At 60.5% G+C, this 16211-nt stretch carries 15 protein-coding genes, 1 tRNA gene and 1 pseudogene; 7 read left to right on the top strand and 10 right to left on the bottom strand.

Features of this window, described 5'->3' with window-relative positions; all coding sequences use genetic code 11:
• Window positions 1-266: pseudogene (locus QZL63_RS11360) on the bottom strand (DUF4294 domain-containing protein); the annotation flags it as partial.
• A gap of 82 nt (window positions 267-348) precedes the next feature.
• Here QZL63_RS11360 and QZL63_RS11355 point away from each other — a divergent pair.
• Together QZL63_RS11355 and QZL63_RS11350 are read left to right on the top strand one after the other, a co-directional pair.
• Entirely contained in the window at window positions 349-741 is a 393-nt protein-coding gene (locus tag QZL63_RS11355; RefSeq protein ID WP_290587272.1) for a thioesterase family protein, read from the top strand.
• 202 nt (window positions 742-943) lie between these two features.
• Window positions 944-4537: a glycoside hydrolase family 38 C-terminal domain-containing protein gene (locus tag QZL63_RS11350; RefSeq protein WP_022309409.1), complete on the top strand. Its 3594-nt coding sequence runs from the start codon at window positions 944-946 to the stop codon at window positions 4535-4537.
• 76 nt (window positions 4538-4613) lie between these two features.
• Here QZL63_RS11350 and QZL63_RS11345 read toward each other — a convergent pair whose 3' ends face one another.
• Window positions 4614-5540 (bottom strand): AraC family transcriptional regulator, encoded by a 927-nt coding sequence (locus QZL63_RS11345; RefSeq protein ID WP_022309408.1) that lies wholly within the window; start codon window positions 5538-5540, stop codon window positions 4614-4616.
• A 121-nt stretch (window positions 5541-5661) separates the two neighbouring features.
• On the opposite strand from QZL63_RS11345, the gene QZL63_RS11340 reads away from it, so the two are divergent.
• Window positions 5662-6960: a cytidylate kinase family protein gene (locus tag QZL63_RS11340; protein ID WP_022309407.1), complete on the top strand. Its 1299-nt coding sequence runs from the start codon at window positions 5662-5664 to the stop codon at window positions 6958-6960.
• Window positions 6961-7080: 120 nt separating this feature from the next.
• Window positions 7081-7151, top strand: a tRNA-Gln gene (locus tag QZL63_RS11335).
• Window positions 7152-7215: 64 nt separating this feature from the next.
• Here QZL63_RS11335 and QZL63_RS11330 read toward each other — a convergent pair.
• The 5 genes from QZL63_RS11330 to QZL63_RS11310 form a co-directional block, all read right to left on the bottom strand.
• A complete protein-coding gene (locus QZL63_RS11330) occupies window positions 7216-7476 on the bottom strand; it encodes a GlsB/YeaQ/YmgE family stress response membrane protein (RefSeq protein ID WP_022309406.1) in 261 nt (86 codons plus the stop codon).
• Window positions 7477-7527: 51 nt separating this feature from the next.
• The gene (locus tag QZL63_RS11325; RefSeq protein WP_022309405.1) at window positions 7528-7779 is read right to left on the bottom strand and encodes a TIGR03905 family TSCPD domain-containing protein; all 252 of its coding nucleotides are present in this window, start codon (window positions 7777-7779) and stop codon (window positions 7528-7530) included.
• A 153-nt stretch (window positions 7780-7932) separates the two neighbouring features.
• Window positions 7933-8262 carry a preprotein translocase subunit YajC gene (yajC, locus tag QZL63_RS11320; RefSeq protein WP_022309404.1) on the bottom strand — a complete coding sequence of 110 codons (330 nt, stop codon included), beginning with the start codon at window positions 8260-8262 and terminating at the stop codon, window positions 7933-7935.
• A gap of 72 nt (window positions 8263-8334) precedes the next feature.
• Window positions 8335-8748: a DUF1573 domain-containing protein gene (locus tag QZL63_RS11315; RefSeq protein WP_022309403.1), complete on the bottom strand. Its 414-nt coding sequence runs from the start codon at window positions 8746-8748 to the stop codon at window positions 8335-8337.
• The gene (locus QZL63_RS11310; protein WP_022309402.1) at window positions 8748-9683 is read right to left on the bottom strand and encodes a transcription antitermination protein NusB; all 936 of its coding nucleotides are present in this window, start codon (window positions 9681-9683) and stop codon (window positions 8748-8750) included. Before QZL63_RS11310 ends, QZL63_RS11315 begins: the two co-directional genes overlap by 1 nt.
• Window positions 9684-9922: 239 nt before the next feature.
• Here QZL63_RS11310 and QZL63_RS11305 point away from each other — a divergent pair, with 239 nt between their 5' ends.
• From QZL63_RS11305 to QZL63_RS11295, 3 genes are read left to right on the top strand one after another with little or no spacing between them, the layout of a single operon-like run.
• On the top strand, window positions 9923-11194 hold the full coding sequence (locus tag QZL63_RS11305; protein WP_022309401.1) for an NAD(P)/FAD-dependent oxidoreductase: 1272 nt from the start codon (window positions 9923-9925) through the stop codon (window positions 11192-11194).
• A 13-nt stretch (window positions 11195-11207) separates the two neighbouring features.
• Window positions 11208-11720, top strand: coding sequence for a hypothetical protein (locus QZL63_RS11300; protein ID WP_022309400.1), 513 nt, complete (start codon window positions 11208-11210; stop codon window positions 11718-11720).
• On the top strand, window positions 11717-12268 hold the full coding sequence (locus QZL63_RS11295) for a cob(I)yrinic acid a,c-diamide adenosyltransferase (RefSeq protein WP_022309399.1): 552 nt from the start codon (window positions 11717-11719) through the stop codon (window positions 12266-12268). Before QZL63_RS11300 ends, QZL63_RS11295 begins: the two co-directional genes overlap by 4 nt.
• Before the next feature lie 100 nt (window positions 12269-12368).
• Here the strand turns inward: QZL63_RS11295 and QZL63_RS11290 are convergent, their stop codons facing one another.
• From QZL63_RS11290 to QZL63_RS11280, 3 genes are read right to left on the bottom strand one after another with little or no spacing between them, the layout of a single operon-like run.
• The gene (locus QZL63_RS11290; protein WP_022309397.1) at window positions 12369-13658 is read right to left on the bottom strand and encodes a DUF5074 domain-containing protein; all 1290 of its coding nucleotides are present in this window, start codon (window positions 13656-13658) and stop codon (window positions 12369-12371) included.
• A gap of 29 nt (window positions 13659-13687) precedes the next feature.
• The gene (locus QZL63_RS11285) at window positions 13688-15136 is read right to left on the bottom strand and encodes a DUF5074 domain-containing protein (protein WP_022309396.1); all 1449 of its coding nucleotides are present in this window, start codon (window positions 15134-15136) and stop codon (window positions 13688-13690) included.
• Between the two features lie 28 nt (window positions 15137-15164).
• Window positions 15165-16193, bottom strand: coding sequence for a hypothetical protein (locus tag QZL63_RS11280; protein WP_022309395.1), 1029 nt, complete (start codon window positions 16191-16193; stop codon window positions 15165-15167).
• Window positions 16194-16211 lie beyond the last annotated feature (18 nt).

The following is a 16211-nucleotide window of genomic DNA, read 5'->3' as shown; positions in this document are numbered from 1 at the left end:
GGGCGGAGCCGCTCCTCCATCTCCGCGAGCTTGCGGCGGGCGATCTTCGAGACGGGGTAGACCCGTTTGACGGCGCGGACGAGTTTCTGGTAGCGGCGCAGGTCCACACCCCGGCTGAATACGGGCACCGGAAGGATGAGGATATGTGCCAGCGAATCTCCCTTTTCGAGAATCCACTCCTGACGCAGGAATCCGCGTCCTCCTTGAGCCTGCGCTCCGGAGAGGGCGGCCGTCAGGGCCAGCAGCAGGATGCACCATTTTTTCATCTCGCGGAAAAAAACTATCTTTGTCCGGCCTCCGGATCCGCTCCGTGGGGCTTCCGGACAAAGATACTGATTTTTTATGGATATGACGATGACACAGAAACTGGAAAAGGGACTTTCGGCCACCGCCACGACGACCGTGACGGCTGCCAATACGGCCCTCGTGATGGGCTCGGGCGATCTGGAGGTCTTTGCGACCCCGTCGATGGTCGCCCTCATGGAGCATGCGGCGATGACGGCCGTGGCCCCGGCGCTGCCCGAGGGCTCCACGACCGTGGGTGCCGAGATGAACACCACGCACATCAAGCCGTCGGGACTGGGAGCCTCGGTCACGGCCACGGCGATCCTGACCGAGGTCGATGGACGCAAGCTGACCTTCAACGTCGGGGCGCGCGATGCCGAGGGATTGATCGGCGAGGGCGTTCATGTTCGTTACGTGGTCGATCGCGCGCGGTTCATGGCCAAACTGTCGAAGTGACTTGCCGCCGGCTCCGGTGCGGAGCGCGGCCTTTCAAACGGGGTCTCCAGTCGGGAGATCCCGTTTTTTGCCTCTTTTCGGACCCGAATGACATGAATTCGTACTAAATATATCCTGCTTCGGGAGACAGTCTTGGCCCGAATGAACTATTTTTGTATCCCGAAAAAGCAAAACCAAGTCAAACAATCAAACTGTTCACCTTATGAAAAGAACCTTGCTCGGTCTTCTCGCGCTGTGCATGCTGACGCCCGTAGGGGCTCAGGAGCGCGACAAGGCCTATCTGGTTTCGAACGCACATTTCGATTCCCAGTGGAACTGGGACGTGCAGCGCTCGATTCTGGAGTACATTCCGAAGACATTGAACCAGAACCTGCATCTGCTGTCGCAGTACCCGGACTATGTCTTCAACTTCGAGGGCGGTATCAAGTACCAGTGGATGAAGGAGTACTACCCTCACCAGTACGAATTGATCAAGCGTTACATCCGCGAAGGCCGCTGGCACATCACGGGCAGTACGTGGGACGCTACGGACCCGAATATCCCGTCGGCTGAGTCCTTCACGCGCAACATCCTCTACGGACAGCACTTCTACCGCTCGGAGTTCGGCGTCGAGGGTACGGACATCTTCCTTCCGGACTGCTTCGGCTTCGGGTGGACACTTCCCACGATCGCCGCACATTCGGGCCTGATCGGCTTCTCGACGCAGAAACTGATGTGGCGCCACCGGCCGTTCTACGGATCGAGCAAGATTCCGTTCGAGATCGGCCTCTGGCAGGGCATCGACGGCTCTCGGATCATGGCGGTGATGGATGCGCACAACTACACGACCAAATGGCGCTATGAGGACCTGAGCCAGAGCGATTATCTCTCGGGCATCACGTCAAAGAGCCCGATCCGGACGGTCTACCACTACTACGGTACGGGCGATACGGGCGGCGCTCCGACCATCGAGTCGGTTCGTGCCGTCGAGGCGGGCGTGCACGGCGACGGTCCCGTCAAGATCATCAGCGCCACGAGCGACCAGTTGTTCAAGGACTACCTCCCGTACGACGCCCATCCGGAACTTCCGGTGTGGGACGGCGAATTGCTGATGGATGTCCACGCCACGGGTTGCTATACGTCGCAGGCTGCGATGAAACTCTACAACCGGCGCAACGAGCTTCTGGCCGACGCTGCGGAGCGTAGCGCCGTGGCTGCGGACTGGCTGGGCGGTGTCTCATACCCGCGCGAACTGCTCACGGAGGCGTGGAAACGGGTCATCTGGCACCAGTTCCACGACGACTTGACGGGTACGAGCATTCCGCGGGCGTATGAGTTTTCGTGGAACGACGAGCTCCTGTCGCTTCAGCAGTTCGCCGGTGTTCTCACGACTTCGGTGGGCAGCGTGACCCGCTCGCTGCGCACGGACGTGAAGGGTACCCCGGTCGTTGTCTACAATGCTGCGGGTTTCCCGGTTCGGAATCTCGTCGAGGCCACGGTGCCGTCGCGCAGTGACCGTGTCACGGTCTACGACGCCCGGGGCGAACGGGTTCCCCATCAGATCCTGGGCTTCGAGAACGGGCTCCTGCACGTGCTTTTCAGCGCGGAGGTTCCCGCTGCGGGCTATGCGGTCTACGAGGTCCGCGGAGGCGGCAGCCGGACCGTCGCCTCGGGGCTGAAGGCGGAGGACCGGACGCTTGAGAACAGCATCTACCGCCTTACGCTCGATGCGAACGGCGACATCTGCTCGATCGAGGACAAGCGCTCCGGCCGCGAACTGGTCGAGAAGGGCAAGTCGATCCGCCTGGCGCTGTTCACCAAAAACGAGTCGTTCAGCTGGCCGGCGTGGGAGATCCTGAAGAAGACGCTCGACGCGGATCCCGAGCCGATCTGCGGCGACGTGAAGATCCGCGTGGCGGAACAGGGCCCGGTACGTGCATCGCTGTGTGTGGAGCGCACGCACGGGGAATCGACCTTCCGGCAGTACATCACGCTGACCGAGGGAGGTCAGGACGACCGCATCGACATTGTGAACGAGGTGGACTGGGCCTCGACGGATGCCCTTCTGAAGGCCGAGTTCCCGCTGAGCGTGTCGAACCCGAAAGCGACGTACGACCTGGGCGTGGGCTCCGTGGCCCGCGGAAACAATACCGATACGGCCTATGAGGTCTACGCGCAGCAGTGGGCTGACCTGACGGCCGAGGACGGGAGCTACGGCGTTTCGGTGCTCAACGACTGCAAGTACGGCTGGGACAAGCCCGATGACCATACGCTTCGACTGACGCTGCTTCACACGCCCTCGACGCGCGGGGGCTACAGCTACCAGAACCGCCAGGACTACGGACACCACATCTTCACCTACTCGATCGTGGGACATGACGGTGATTTCCGCCGCGGGGGCACGGTCCGCAAGGCCGAGGTGCTGAACCAGCCTCTTCGAGCCTTCGTCGCCCCGAAACACCGGGGAACGCTGGGGCGCAGCTTCTCGTTCGTGGAGTCTCTGAACGAGCACGTGGCGCTTCGCGCGCTCAAGCAGGCCGAGGATTCGGAGGACTACGTCGTCCGTTTCTACGAGACCTCGGGCCAGGCACCGCAGCAGGCTGTAGTGCGCTTCGCCGGCGAGATCGTGGAGGCCGAGGAGCTCAACGGCAACGAGGCGCCGATCGGCGGCGCCTCGTTCTCGGGCCGGGAGCTTCGCTTCACGGCCGCGCCCTTCTCGATGAAGACCTTCCGCGTGAAGCTCGCCGCCCCGGCACAGGCTGTCGCTCCTGCGGCTTGCCGCCCGGTAGCGCTGCCGTACAACCTGAAGACGGCCTCGTACAATCCGTACCGCTCGGATGCCAACTTCGACGGCAAGGGCAACTCGTACGCCGCGGAGCTCTTCCCCTCGAAGATCGAGTGCAGGGGCATCGGCTTCGAGTTCGGCAGCCCGGAGGCGGAGAACGGCGTGAAGTGCCGTCGCGATACGATAGCCCTTCCTTCGGGTGACTACGACAAGCTCTACCTGGTCGTCGCCTCGACGCGCCACGACAACCGGGCCGTCTTCACGGTGGACGGCGAGGAGCATGAGGTGCTGGTTCCCTACTACGGCGGTTTCATCGGCCAGTGGGGCCACACGGGCCATACGGAGGGCTACCTGAAGCGTGCGGACGTGCTGTTCTGCGGGACGCACAAGCACGACATGATCGCCAACCGAGATGTACCTTACGAGTTCACCTACCTGTTCTGCACGAGCATCGATATCCCGAAAGGTGCCCGCGAACTTATTCTTCCGGACGACCCGCGCATCGTGGTGTTTGCCGCTACGGTGGCCTCGGATCCCAACAATGCCGTGACGCCGGCGTGCGACCTGCTGCGGGTTTCGCTTCCGGAGAAGGGCGCCGACGAAGGTGAGCAGGCCAACCGGAACCTGGCCTTCGACCGGCTGGTTATTGCCCGTTCGGGAGAGGTGAGCAGCGAGGAGCGTGCCGAGTGTGCTCTGGACGACAATGCGGAGACGAAGTGGTGCGACGTGAGTGGTGCCCGTCCCAAATATATTACGGTGGATCTGGGCAAGGTTCAGCCGATCCGGGGCTGGTACGTGATGCATGCCGGTCTGGAGTCGCTGGACTACATCACCAAGGAGTACAGCCTGGAGGTTTGCACGACGCCCGACGGGGATTGGCAGCGAGTGGATACGGTCCGGGACAATACCTCCCTGGAGACGGACCGTCTGCTTGCGACGCCCGTCGAGGCACGCTACGTGCGCCTGCTGGTCACCAAACCCGACCAGAGCGAGGGCAGCACCACGCGTATTTACGAATTCTCGGTCTATTGATCCGGGTGTAGATTGCCGGTTACGCTGCGGGCGGGGATTCCGAAGGGATCTCCGCCCGCAGTCGTTTTCCGGAGCCTTATTGCGGCTCTCCGTCTGCCGGGGAGGCTGTCAGCCTGTGCTCCGGCCGTTCGGACGCCCCGTTCGCCGCGCGGAATCCCGAGGGGGAGACTCCCGTCCGCCGCAGGAAGAACTTCCCGAAAACCGACTGGTCCGAGAATCCCAGCGTGTCGGCGATCTCCTTGATGTCGAGGTCCGTGCATTCGAGCAGTTTCTTCGCGTCGGCACAGAGCAGTTCGGCAATCTGGTCGCGGACGGTCCGTCCGGTGGTCCGGCGGACGATCCGGGCGAGGTACGTCTCCGAGATGTGTAGTTGCCGCGCGTAGAACCCAATGGTGTGGCATGCCCTGTAGTGCCCGACCAGCAGCCGTTTGAAACTGCGGAAGATCTCGTCGGCATGCTTGACGCTGACAGGCCCTTTGCCGTTGGTCCGGCTCACCAGGTCGGTGATCTGGAGCAGCAGCACCCCGCAGAGGTGGCGCAGCATGCTCTCGCGGCAGGTCTGCACGCTTTGCGGCAGTCGGGCGATGAGTGCGAGGGTTTGCCGGAGCAACCCGGCCTGTCCGGCGTCGAGGTGCAGGAACGGCATGTCGCCGTCGCCGCGCAGCCACGTGAGCTGCTGGTAGAGGGGTTGTCCGTCGGGCAGGCTGTCGAAAAATTTCGGGGCGATGTAGAGCAGGTCTGTATCTCCTGCCGTACCGCAGGTGTCGATCAGGCCCGTCACTCCGGGCGTCAGCATCAGCAGGTCGTCTTCCGAAAGCTCCGTCCGGTTGCGGGGCCCCGTGAAACGGACCATACCCCCGTTGCACAGCAGCACGTAGAATCCGTTGCCGATTCGTTCCGGTCCGGTTTCAGCCAATATTCCGTGATCGATTCTGCGGTATTTGAGCCGCTCGTAAGTCTCGTCCGGGTATGGAGTTGTGGTTGCGAGGCGCGGATGGTCCATCAAGTGAGGTTTTTGACGTGCAAAGTTAGTTATTGTTTCGTTTTTGACGAATACGGGTCGTCTTTTCTCGCCGTAAAATCCGAAAAATAGCCCGATCTTCGCACCCTCAAAAGACATATTCATGAATGTATATCTTCTTCGTCGTTATCTGTTGTTCGTCGTTTCGTTGTTTATCAACGCTCTGGGTGTCGCCTTCATTACCCGGGCGTTGCTCGGCACCTCTCCGATTACCAGCGTTACCTATGTGCTGAGTCTCTTCACGTCGCTGACGATGGGCGAGTGGACCATCATTGTCAATGTGGGGTTCGTCTTCCTGGAACTTTTCTTTATGACGCGCAATGACCTGCGCACAGATCTTCGGATCTATCTGCTTCAGATTCCCATTTCGTTCTGTTTCGGTTTGTTCATCGACGGAGCGATGAGCCTGCTTTGGTGGGTTGAGCCGGTTGAATATTTCAGCAAACTGGGATATCTTCTCGTGGGGTGTGTCGTTTTGGCCGTCGGTATTGCGTTGGAGGTCAAGGTAAACGTGGCCATGACCTCGGGCGAGTACTTCGTGCGCGCCATCTCGCGTCGCATCCGTCGCGATTTCGGGTACGTCAAGCTGGGCTTCGACGTGGCGCTGGTCCTGATTGCGTGCGTCCTGTCTCTTGTCTTCATGTCCGTCATCGACGGCGTGCGCGAAGGTACGGTCATCGCCGCGCTCATCGTAGGCCCCATCGTCCATTTCGTCAGTCCCTTCTACGGGTGTCTCGACCGGTGGATTTTCGAAACCCCGCAACCCGCAACCCCGACGGCGCCTGCCGGACAGCGCCCTGTCGTCATCGCCATCGCCCGCGAGTACGGCAGCGGCGGCCACCTGCTGGGCGAGATGCTCTCGCGTAAATTGGGCATCAAGTTGTATGACAGCGAGTTCATCCGCCTGGCTGCCGAGCGGAGCGGCATCGACGAGGAGTACATCCTGAAGAACGAGCAGTCGATTCCCTCCTTCTGGCTCAAATGTGTCTTTTCGCAAAGCGGAGGCATTACCCCGGAACGCGGCCTTTCGGCCGATGACGTGCTGTTCGTGGCCGAGAGCCGGATCGTGCAGGAGCTTTCCGAACGTGAACCGTGTGTGATCGTCGGCCGTTGCGCCGATTTTATCTTGCGCGAATCGCCGCAGGCGATCAAGGTCTTCTGTTATTGCGATGCGTCGTCTGCGCAACAGCGTTGTGTGGAGGAGTACGGCATTCCGGCCGATCGCGCCGAGTCCGAGATCCGGCGGATAAACCACAACCGGATAGCCCACTACGAGTACTATACGGGCGGGAAGTGGGGCGACTGCCATCACTACCACCTGATGATCAATACGGGCTGCATCTCCCTGCGCGAGGCCTCCTCGCTGGTCGAGTCGGTTTACTGGAATCTGGCGATGCATTGATCCTGTACGAAGCTCTCCGAACCTTGTGTGCCAGCTTCGTGAGCGCTTCCCGTTTTTTCGGGCGGGGAGTTGGTAATTGTGAAATTTTTCGTATCTTTGTCCCGCTTTCGAGCGACTGTTTGAGCTGTGGTGTAATGGTAACACAGCAGATTTTGGTTCTGTCGTTCTGGGTTCGAGTCCCGGCAGCTCAACACAAAGAGGGGCTATTTCCTGCAGGAAATAGCCCCTCTTTGCTTTTCTGTCCGTAAACCGCGTTTACTTTTCCTTCCGGGGTTTGCGGTGCGAGACAATTGCTGCGATCCACAGCAGGACAATGGCGCCGATGACGGCCGTAGCCAGGCTTCCCAGCGTCCCGACCGCTACCAGTCCGAACAGCGAGAGCAGCCACCCGCCCAGAACGCCGCCGATGAGTCCGACAATCAGATTGACAACGAGTCCCGACCCGTTTCCCTTGACGATCAGGTTGGCGATCCATCCGGCCGCCAGTCCGATCAGCAGATACCATAAGAAATACATAGCCTTTCGTTTTTTTGAACGAAAGGCCGGGAGCAAATATCGTTCCGAACGCTATTCGCAGGCTTTTTTCAGCGCCTTGGCCAGCTGGTCGGGGCATGACGTGCCCTTCCCGCGGCAGTCGATGCCCTCGAGCCGGGCGATCACCTCCCGTACCTGCATGCCGCGCACCAGCGCAGCGATGCCCTGCGTGTTTCCGTGGCAGCCGCCCGTGAAGGCGACGCTGCGGATCGTATCCTGGTCGATTTCGATGTCGATCTGCCGCGAGCAGGTGCCCGAGCAGATGTGCGTGATTTTCCGTGTCATCCGTTCGTGTGTGTTTGGGTTGTTCTTCCCGGAACCTTCCGGTCCGGTCTCCCGGGGGCGATCCCGGGCTGTATCCTATTCCGCCTTCGGGGCGAGAAAAAGAGCCGCAACAGGAAGTTGCGGCTCTGTCCGTTGCGGCTTCCGCCTCCGCGGCTACTGGCGCTGCAGATCCGTATTGTCGGCCACGACCATGTTCTTGTCGATGCGGAGCGTGACGTTTCCGTCCACCTCGATGAGCAGTGTCGTCTCCTTCACCTCCTTGACCGTTCCGTAGATACCGCCGGCGGTGATGATCTTGTCTCCCTTCTTGAGTCCGTCGCGGAAGGCCTGCATCTGCTTGCGGCGCTTGGCCTCGGGACGCCACATGAAGAGCCACAGCACGAGCACCATCAGGGCGATCATGATGATGAAGCTGTACTGCTGCATGAAACTGGGTTGCGGCTGGCCCTGGGTGGCAGGCATAGCCTGAAGAAAATCGATCATAGTCTATTCGTTTTTAAGTGTTTTTTCGGTTTGGTCGGACAAATATACGAAATATTGTCGAATAAGCAAGTCCTACCGGACATCGGCCTCGACAAACAGACGCAGCGGCCTTGCGGCTCCGGCAAACCGGAGATCCACCGTCTTGAGCTGCCATCCGTATTCGCCCCGCGAGTCGAACGTCATCTCGACCTGCCTGGCCTCGCCCGGGGCGATCGGTTCCTTGCTGAATGTCAGCGAGGTGCATCCGCAACTGCGGGTGTAGGAGGTGATGGCTGCGGGCCGTTCCGATGCGTTTTCGATCCAGAAGCGGAGCACGGCTATTTCGCCCGATCCGAGCTTCCCGAACCGGATCGTGTCCGTAGCCCCCTTGTCGAAAAAAGGGCCGTCGAGCACGATGCTTCGGCCCTTGTGTTCCTTCCGGGGAGTCTGTCTGCCGCACGATGCGAGCGTTGCGGCAAGCAGCAGGACGAAGGTCGCCGCGCGCATCAGATCAGGCCGCGCCCGGCTTTTTTGATGCGCCCCTCGGACGTCAGCGCCTCGACGATCTTGTCCAGCACGCCGTTGATGAACGTGCTGCTTCCGGGCGTGGAGTAGTACTTCGAGATCTCGATCCACTCGTCGAGGGTCACCTTCACCGGGATCGACGGGAACGAGGTCAGCTCGGCGATGGCCGTCCCGATGATCAGGTTGTCCATGAAGACGATGCGCTCGACGTCCCAGTTCGAGGTGAAACGCTCGATGTAGTCCTGGTAGGTGTCGTAGTTGATGAGCGCCTTTTCGAAGAGGGTCTTGACGAATGCGGGGTCCTCCTCGCTCTTGAACTTCGAGGGCACCTTCAGCTCGGTGTGCGAGGGGCGGAGGTTCGAGAGCGTGCGCAGGATCATCAGGATGATGTAGGGCAGGTCGTCGCACCAGAGCACCGACATCTCCTCGAGCACGTCGTCGAGTGCCTCGCAGTTCTGCAGCTCCTTGAAAAACTCCTCGAGCAGCCGGCGGTCGTCATCGAACGAACGCTCCGGGCGCGCCATGTACTCCTTGTAGTATTCGCTCTCCGAAAGCTGCGTGAAGAGTGTGCGGATCAACTCCGGATATTGCGACCAACCGAGTTTGCGGGCTGCCACATGGTCGTTCACGGCGTCGCTGTTGGCGATCGTGCGGATCACGGCGTTGTCCACGAATTTCGTGTTGGGGTTCAGGTCCTCGGGCGTGGGCAGTTTCTTCTGTTTGGCCAGCTCCTGACGCTGCTCGGCATACCGGGCGAGCTCGACGGGGAGCGTGATGATCTGGAAATAGAGGTCGTAGGCCTTGTCTACGGAGGCCATCAGGTTTTTTTCCGAGGCGATCATGTTGTCGGCGCCGGACTTGAGGTGTGCGAAAAGCGCCTTCACGACCTTGATTCGGAGTAATCTTCTGCTCAACATATCCTAATAGAACGATTTTACGGCCGCAAAGATAGTGCAAGCGGTCGTGAAAACCAAAGGGAAAACGATTTTTCGATGCCGTCCGCTCCGCAGCCCGGCGGTTGCGGCCTTTGGCTCCCCCGCCGGGCGCCTCCTCCGGCTTGCCGTGCACCTCCTCCGGCTGCACCTCCTGGACAATGTGCGAGAATTCGGCGGACGGTGTGGGCGAAACCGGGATAAATTGCGTATCTTTGCCCCGTATGGAACACATGGAGGAGAAACAGCCCTACGACGTCATCGTCGTCGGAGCGGGTGCCGCGGGCATGATGGCCGCGGGAACGGCTGCGCGTGCCGGGCGCCGCGTACTGCTGATCGAAAAGATGGAGAAGTCGGGCCGCAAGGTCCGCATCACGGGCAAGGGACGCTGCAACGTGACCAATGCCCGGCCTGCCGAGGAGTTTGCCTCGCAGGTGCGGACCAATGCCGAGTTCTTCGCCCCGGCCTTCGCCGAGTTCAACAACCGGGCCACGATCCGTTTCTTCGAGCGCCAGGGCGTGAAACTCGACATCGAGCGCGGCGAGCGGGTCTTCCCGCACAGCGGCAAGGCGTGGGATATCGCCAACGCACTGCTCGACTACTGCGTGGAGAACGGCGTGAAGATCCTCTATGACACGCGCGTGACGGGTATCCTGACCCTTGGCGACCGCGTTTTCGGGGTCCGTTACCGCAACAAGCGGGGCTTCGAGCGCAAGGAGGAGTGCGCGCAGGTGATCCTGGCCACGGGCGGCGTCTCCTATCCCGGGACCGGATCGACGGGCGACGGCTATGCCTTCGCCTCGGATCTGGGCCATACGATCGAGCCGCTGCGTCCGTCGCTGACCCCGCTCGTTACCTCGCACCCGCGGATGAGCCGTCTCTCCCGGCTGTTGCTGCGCAACGTCCGTGCGACGCTCTGGGTCGATGACGGGCCCGTCCGCGAGGAGTTCGGCGAGCTGGGCTTCTCCGAACGCGGCATCGAGGGGGCCGTGGCCCTGCGCATGAGCCGCGATGCGGTCGATGCCCTGATCGACGGGCGACGGGTCAAGTTGGTCGTCGATCTGAAACCGGCGCTTACGGAACAGGTGCTGCGCGACCGCATTGCCCGCGAGCTGGCCGAGATGCAGCCGACGGAGTTCTTCTCCGAACTGCTCCGCAAACTGCTGCCCGCACCGCTGGTGCTGCCGCTGGCCGCGGAGATTGACATCCCCTCGAAACAGTATGTCTCGAAACTCACCGAGACCGAGATCACGCGCCTGATCCGCACGCTCAAGGGACTGACCCTTCCGGTGACCGATTATGCCCCCTTCGAGTACGCCGTGACGACGGCTGGCGGGGTCCGCTGTTCGGAGGTCAATCCCCGGACGATGGAGTCGCTCAAGGTGCGCGGACTCTACTTTGCGGGCGAGGTGCTCGACCTCGACGCCAATACGGGCGGCTACAACCTCCAGATCGCCTTCTCTACGGGGCGGCTGGCGGGTCAGTTGAAAAAGTGAAACCGTGCAGGCGATGAAACTCGGCAGACAACCCCTCGGCCTTCGCATCTACGGACGGATGGCCGAACTGCGCAACCGCCTTTCGCGGGCGCGTTACTTCCGGGGCCACGGCGTCCATTCGCCCTTTGTCTACGACCTGGTGCGTCAGGTCTTCATGCGCGACAGCCTGCTTCCGGGACCGCGTGACCTTTACGATGCCCTGCTTGCCCGCGGCGTCAGCCGGCGGCGGGCCATACAGCTGCAGAACCTGGCCATCCACTGCGGCTATGCTACCTTCTGCCTGGACGGCGCCGATGCCGACCTGTGCCTCCTGACGCGTGACCTGCCGCGTCCGGAGACCCTCGCGCTGGTGCGCACGGCCTCCGCTGCGGGGCATACCGTAGCCGTGCTTTCACCTTATGAAGGGCGCGAGCGGCAGGCTCTTTGCATGCAGCTGGTCGCCTCGCACCGCTCCACGACGGTCGATAACCGGGGCTATCTGCTGCTGTTCAACAACTATTTACCGAAACAACATTTCCGGATATGAAAGTATATACGAAGACGGGTGACAAGGGCATAACCTCGCTCATCGGCGGCGAGCGCGTGTTCAAGACCGACGAACGGGTCGAGGCTTACGGTACGGTGGACGAACTGGGCGCCTTCGTGGCGCTGTTGTCCGACAAGTTGCGGGGCGATGCCTCGCTTGGGGAGACGGTTGCGGACCTGAACCGCATCCTCTCGCGGCTGATGACCGTCGAGGCGCTGCTGGCTACCGGCGATTCGGGTCGCGACAAGGTGGCACCTCTGGATCCTGCGAACATCGAGTGGCTCGAGAGTCGGATAGACGCCTTGCAGGCGGCGCTGCCCCCGATCGACAAGTTTACGATCCCGGGCGGTCACGAGGCGGTCTCGATGTGCCATGTCTGCCGCACGGTGTGCCGGCGTGCCGAGCGTGCGGCGCTGCGCGCCGACGCGCTGCATGCGGTCGATTCTTCGGTGCTCGTGTGGCTCAACCGCCTTTCGGACTACTTCTACGTGCTGGGACGCAGCCTGACGGCGCATTTCGACGTGCAGGAGACGCTCTGGATTCCCTGACGGAGGACGTATGTCGTTCCGCCGGCAGCAAGCAAAAATCCCGGTCCGAAACTCTCGGACCGGGATTTTTGCTTCTCTTCGGTGCTGTCGCACCACACGGTCATTCGTTGTGGAAGCGCGACATCGGATAGATGTTCACCGGATAGCTTGCCTTGTTCTCGATGTTCATTACCAGAGCGGGCTCCTCGCCGCTGCAATCGTATACGAGCACGTTGCCGTTGGCGATGATCGCCTCTCCCAGGTCGTCCGATACGGAGACGTAGAGGAGGTTCTTTTTCGGGTCGGCCACGACGTTGCAGGTGATGTACTGTGCGTTCGGAACGTCGTTCTTCACCTGGATGTACTCCTCGACTTTCCACGTCTTGAGCGACACGCGGCTGACGGTCAGCGTGCCGGCCGAGAAGTAGAGGTAGTCTCCGGCCAGGGTGACGCCCGACGTGTTCATGAACTCGGCCGATATGTCGGCCTTGATCTGTTTCTCGAGGGTGACGGTCCAGGAGTCGGTATCGACGAACGTCAGGAAACTCTTCGTCTCGCCAGAACGTCCGCAGGTGGCTACGACGATTTCGTGGTCACCCGTGCGGCAGATTCCGCTGATGAACTCGCCCGAGAGATCGAGCGTCCGCGTCACTTCACTCTTCCCTTTGGTAAATTCAAAGAGTTTCGTGGAGGACCAGAATCCGCCTCCGCCGCAATAGAACTTGTCGCCGATGACAACCATGCTGCGTGTGGCGACGACCGATTCGATCGTCGCCCCGCTGTTGCCGAAATGGTACGATCCCTCGACGATGGTCATCTCTCCCGTCGTGGCGTCGAGCCGGAACATGGCCTTGGAGTCGGACAGGTAGATGTTGTGCTCGTCGAGAACCGTGATGTTCTCCAGTGGGGTAATCAGCGACAGCATCTCGTTTTCGTCCGTCGAACCTTCGGGGCGGGGATACTTCAGATCCTCGAACTTGAACGTTTTCTCCTTCTGGAATGTCTCGGCATCGACGATCACCAGCGTACCGTCGCCGGCTTCGCCCGAACCCATGTCGGGGACTGTGGCGTTATCGCTCAATATGTAGATCTTGCCTCCGTACATGTTGAGATCCTGCGACGAGTTGCCCACGGCCGAACCGTTCACCTTGCCGTAGACGTCCTCCTCGACCGTACCGTCCGGGGCGATCCAGGTAACCGTACCGTTTTCCATGCGCGGAGCCCCCTGGTTGAGAAGCAACACGCCGTCGGGATCGGCATATCCGCCGACTGCCTCAATGGGCGGGTTCGAACCCCCGTTTCCTCCGCCGTTGCCGTTCCCTCCGTTGTCATCGTCGCTTTCCGACGAGCATCCGGCCGCTGCCACTGCCGCACACAGGGTAAAAAGAAGATTGATCCATTTGTAGTTCATTTCCGTACTTTGTTTTCAGGGTTTTGAAATCAGTTTTTCTCCGGGAAAAAGAATCCGGCCGGGAAGTTGGTGTAGTTCTCGTACTTGACAGCCGGAGCCTCCGTCGAGGTGCTGAAATCAAAGCCCCAGATCTGGTTTTGTCCGTAGTTTGCGAACGACTTGAGTGTATTGATGTAGACGCGGCCCGTTACGGGATGTACTCCCAGTCCGTTGTATTGGAGGCCTGCATTCTTGTCCAGGGCGGATACATCGACCATCCACTCTTCGGCGCTTACCGGATCACCCTCCTCGTTCGTATCGTCCTCCTTGTCGTCGTCGAAGGCCAGGTGGTAGATCGTCATGTTGTCGGCATAGTAGATGTCGTTGCCGCGGGCCGCGAAAGCCACACCGCTCGATCCGGTGCTGACCTTGACTCCAAGCAGGTGCTGTTTGATCTCCTTGGTCGTCGGGTCAAACTTGCCGATTGCGGGTTTTCCGAACCCGAACGTCATGATCCAGATCTTGCCGTCGTCCGACTTCTGGATGCCCAGTACCTCGTTGATGTCGTAGGTTACGCTCCACGGCAGCGAAATGGAATTCACTGCATCGCTTTCGGTCGAAATCTCGAGGATCTTGCTCATGAGACCGGATTTATAGGTGTATACCTTTCCGTTCATCGTTACGAACTGACTTTTCGGGGCTCCGTCAGATCCTTCGACGAAGGTCAGCGTTCCGGTCGTGCTGTCGAGGCGGTAGACACCGGCGTTGTCGCGGATGTAGATGTGCTGCTCGTCGAGTACAGCCACATGCGACGGCCAGTTGAGTTCGGAAAGCTCCTCCCGGGTGAAAGCGGCGGTTTTTTTGAGCGTTTTGGCATCCATCACTACGAGCATGCCGTCGTTCTCGAACGTTGCACCTACGGCATTTCCTTCACCGTTCTGCGAGATGACATAGATCATGCCGTCGCAGAAGGCCATGTCCTGAGCTACATTGCCCAACTCCGTCCCGTTCACCGTCTTGTATGCGTCGTCGATGACATAGCCTTCGGGCGAGATCCAGGTCAGCGAACCGTTCTCGGTGGTCATGTTGCCTTCGTTGAGTACGAACGTGCCGTTCGGGTCGTCGAAGGCGTTCAGGCAGTAGAGCTCCACGTCCTGCGAGATTTTCTGTGTCCCGCTTCCCGTGGCGGTAACCGTCAGCGTCGCCTTCGTCGCGGCGTCGTCCGTTGCGGAGAGGACGATCCGGCTGTCGGCTTCGCGCACCTCGGCGCTCCAGCCCTCGGACAGCGCCTCTACGCTGATCGAGGTCGCATTTTCAGCGGCATATGTCATCTCGACCGTTTTGCCGGGAACGACGAATACTGGAGATTCGGTTCCGGCGTCGCTGCCCGTAGAGAGTTCGAATTTCAGAGAGGGGACCTCTTCGTTTTCCTTGCTGCAGCTGCCGGTCGTCAGGGTTGCGGCCAACAGCAGCAGGCTCCAGATGGATCTTGTGTTCATGAAAAAATAGTGTGATAGTTAGGGAATTTTACTGCTTGATGGTGTTGCTTTCGATCCGAACCCCGGTCAGGTGCAGGTCCACGACGCCCATAATCTCCGTCGAGCACTCTCCGAGCCATCCGTTTTCCTGGTTCACGCCCGTGTGAATGCGGATGAAGTCCACGCCGGAAAGGTTTGCCGGCTGACCGTCGGCGCCTACCGCCCAGTCGATGTCGATGGCCGAGCGGTCGTTGGTGTTGGGCTCGTTGTCGGCATATCCGTATGCGAACTTGTAGAGGGCGAAGTTGTTTCCGACTCCGCTCAGATCGATCCCGTTCTGGGGCAGCCGTGTGCCGCTGAACGAGATCCGGTCTTCCTTGATCCACTGCGGGTAGTAGGACTGGAGGTGGGTCGGGTTCATGGACCGGTAGCCGCTCTCACCCTGGTTGTCCTCCCAGCGGATATACTCCTCGGTCGGCTTTCCGGGCTCGGTTGTGGGACGGTAGTAGGTAATCTCGTAATCGTGGATGGTCCGCACGTCGTTGCCGGCCTCCCGGGCCTGCTCGATCCACGATTCGCTGCCTTCGCTGTAGGAGCTCCCGGCGATCTCGTACCATTTGTCGTCGGGCAGGCCGTTCCCGTTGGCGTCGAAGGAGACCTCGATGACTCCAGGCTCGCTGCTACCGTATTCCGACTGCCCGTTGGCATAGAATGCATTGCCCTGTACGCGGAAGTCGCACAGCCCGGCCTTGTTCTCGATCGTGTGGTCGAACCCGACGACGATGTAGCCGCCGAATCCGCCGAGGGATACCATTCCCTGGTTGTTGTTGCCGATCGCTTCGAGCGCCTTGCGGTTCATCGTCTCCTGCGTGTCTCCCTCCTCGTATTCGGGAAGCTCATTGACGAACTGACCCACTGCGGGACGGTAGTCGAATACCTGGGTGACATAAGGCGTGGCTTTACCTCCGGGAGGCGTTTCGGGGCCGTCGTTGCCCTCGCTGCAGGCGGCAGAGCCTCCGGCGGCGAGGAGAGCCGCCAGGGCGGCGGGTTTCCATTCGATCCGTGCGAAATGTTTCATGACAGTAGCAATTGTTTG

It is taken from the genome of Alistipes sp. CAG:268 (assembly GCA_000434235.1).
In the GTDB taxonomy this organism is placed as follows: domain Bacteria; phylum Bacteroidota; class Bacteroidia; order Bacteroidales; family Rikenellaceae; genus Alistipes; species Alistipes avistercoris.
This window is presented reverse-complemented; position numbering and strand designations above follow the sequence as displayed.

What these genes read in the sequence shown, in the direction of transcription:
- QZL63_RS11355 (WP_290587272.1), top strand. Translation starts at nt 349, where the DNA reads ATGACGATGACACAGAAACTGGAAAAGGGACTTTCGGCCACCGCCACG.
- QZL63_RS11350 (WP_022309409.1), top strand. Translation starts at nt 944, where the DNA reads ATGAAAAGAACCTTGCTCGGTCTTCTCGCGCTGTGCATGCTGACGCCC.
- QZL63_RS11345 (WP_022309408.1), bottom strand. Translation starts at nt 5,540, where the DNA reads ATGGACCATCCGCGCCTCGCAACCACAACTCCATACCCGGACGAGACT.
- QZL63_RS11340 (WP_022309407.1), top strand. Translation starts at nt 5,662, where the DNA reads ATGAATGTATATCTTCTTCGTCGTTATCTGTTGTTCGTCGTTTCGTTG.
- QZL63_RS11330 (WP_022309406.1), bottom strand. Translation starts at nt 7,476, where the DNA reads ATGTATTTCTTATGGTATCTGCTGATCGGACTGGCGGCCGGATGGATC.
- QZL63_RS11325 (WP_022309405.1), bottom strand. Translation starts at nt 7,779, where the DNA reads ATGACACGGAAAATCACGCACATCTGCTCGGGCACCTGCTCGCGGCAG.
- yajC (WP_022309404.1), bottom strand. Translation starts at nt 8,262, where the DNA reads ATGATCGATTTTCTTCAGGCTATGCCTGCCACCCAGGGCCAGCCGCAA.
- QZL63_RS11315 (WP_022309403.1), bottom strand. Translation starts at nt 8,748, where the DNA reads ATGCGCGCGGCGACCTTCGTCCTGCTGCTTGCCGCAACGCTCGCATCG.
- QZL63_RS11310 (WP_022309402.1), bottom strand. Translation starts at nt 9,683, where the DNA reads ATGTTGAGCAGAAGATTACTCCGAATCAAGGTCGTGAAGGCGCTTTTC.
- QZL63_RS11305 (WP_022309401.1), top strand. Translation starts at nt 9,923, where the DNA reads ATGGAACACATGGAGGAGAAACAGCCCTACGACGTCATCGTCGTCGGA.
- QZL63_RS11300 (WP_022309400.1), top strand. Translation starts at nt 11,208, where the DNA reads ATGAAACTCGGCAGACAACCCCTCGGCCTTCGCATCTACGGACGGATG.
- QZL63_RS11295 (WP_022309399.1), top strand. Translation starts at nt 11,717, where the DNA reads ATGAAAGTATATACGAAGACGGGTGACAAGGGCATAACCTCGCTCATC.
- QZL63_RS11290 (WP_022309397.1), bottom strand. Translation starts at nt 13,658, where the DNA reads ATGAACTACAAATGGATCAATCTTCTTTTTACCCTGTGTGCGGCAGTG.
- QZL63_RS11285 (WP_022309396.1), bottom strand. Translation starts at nt 15,136, where the DNA reads ATGAACACAAGATCCATCTGGAGCCTGCTGCTGTTGGCCGCAACCCTG.
- QZL63_RS11280 (WP_022309395.1), bottom strand. Translation starts at nt 16,193, where the DNA reads ATGAAACATTTCGCACGGATCGAATGGAAACCCGCCGCCCTGGCGGCT.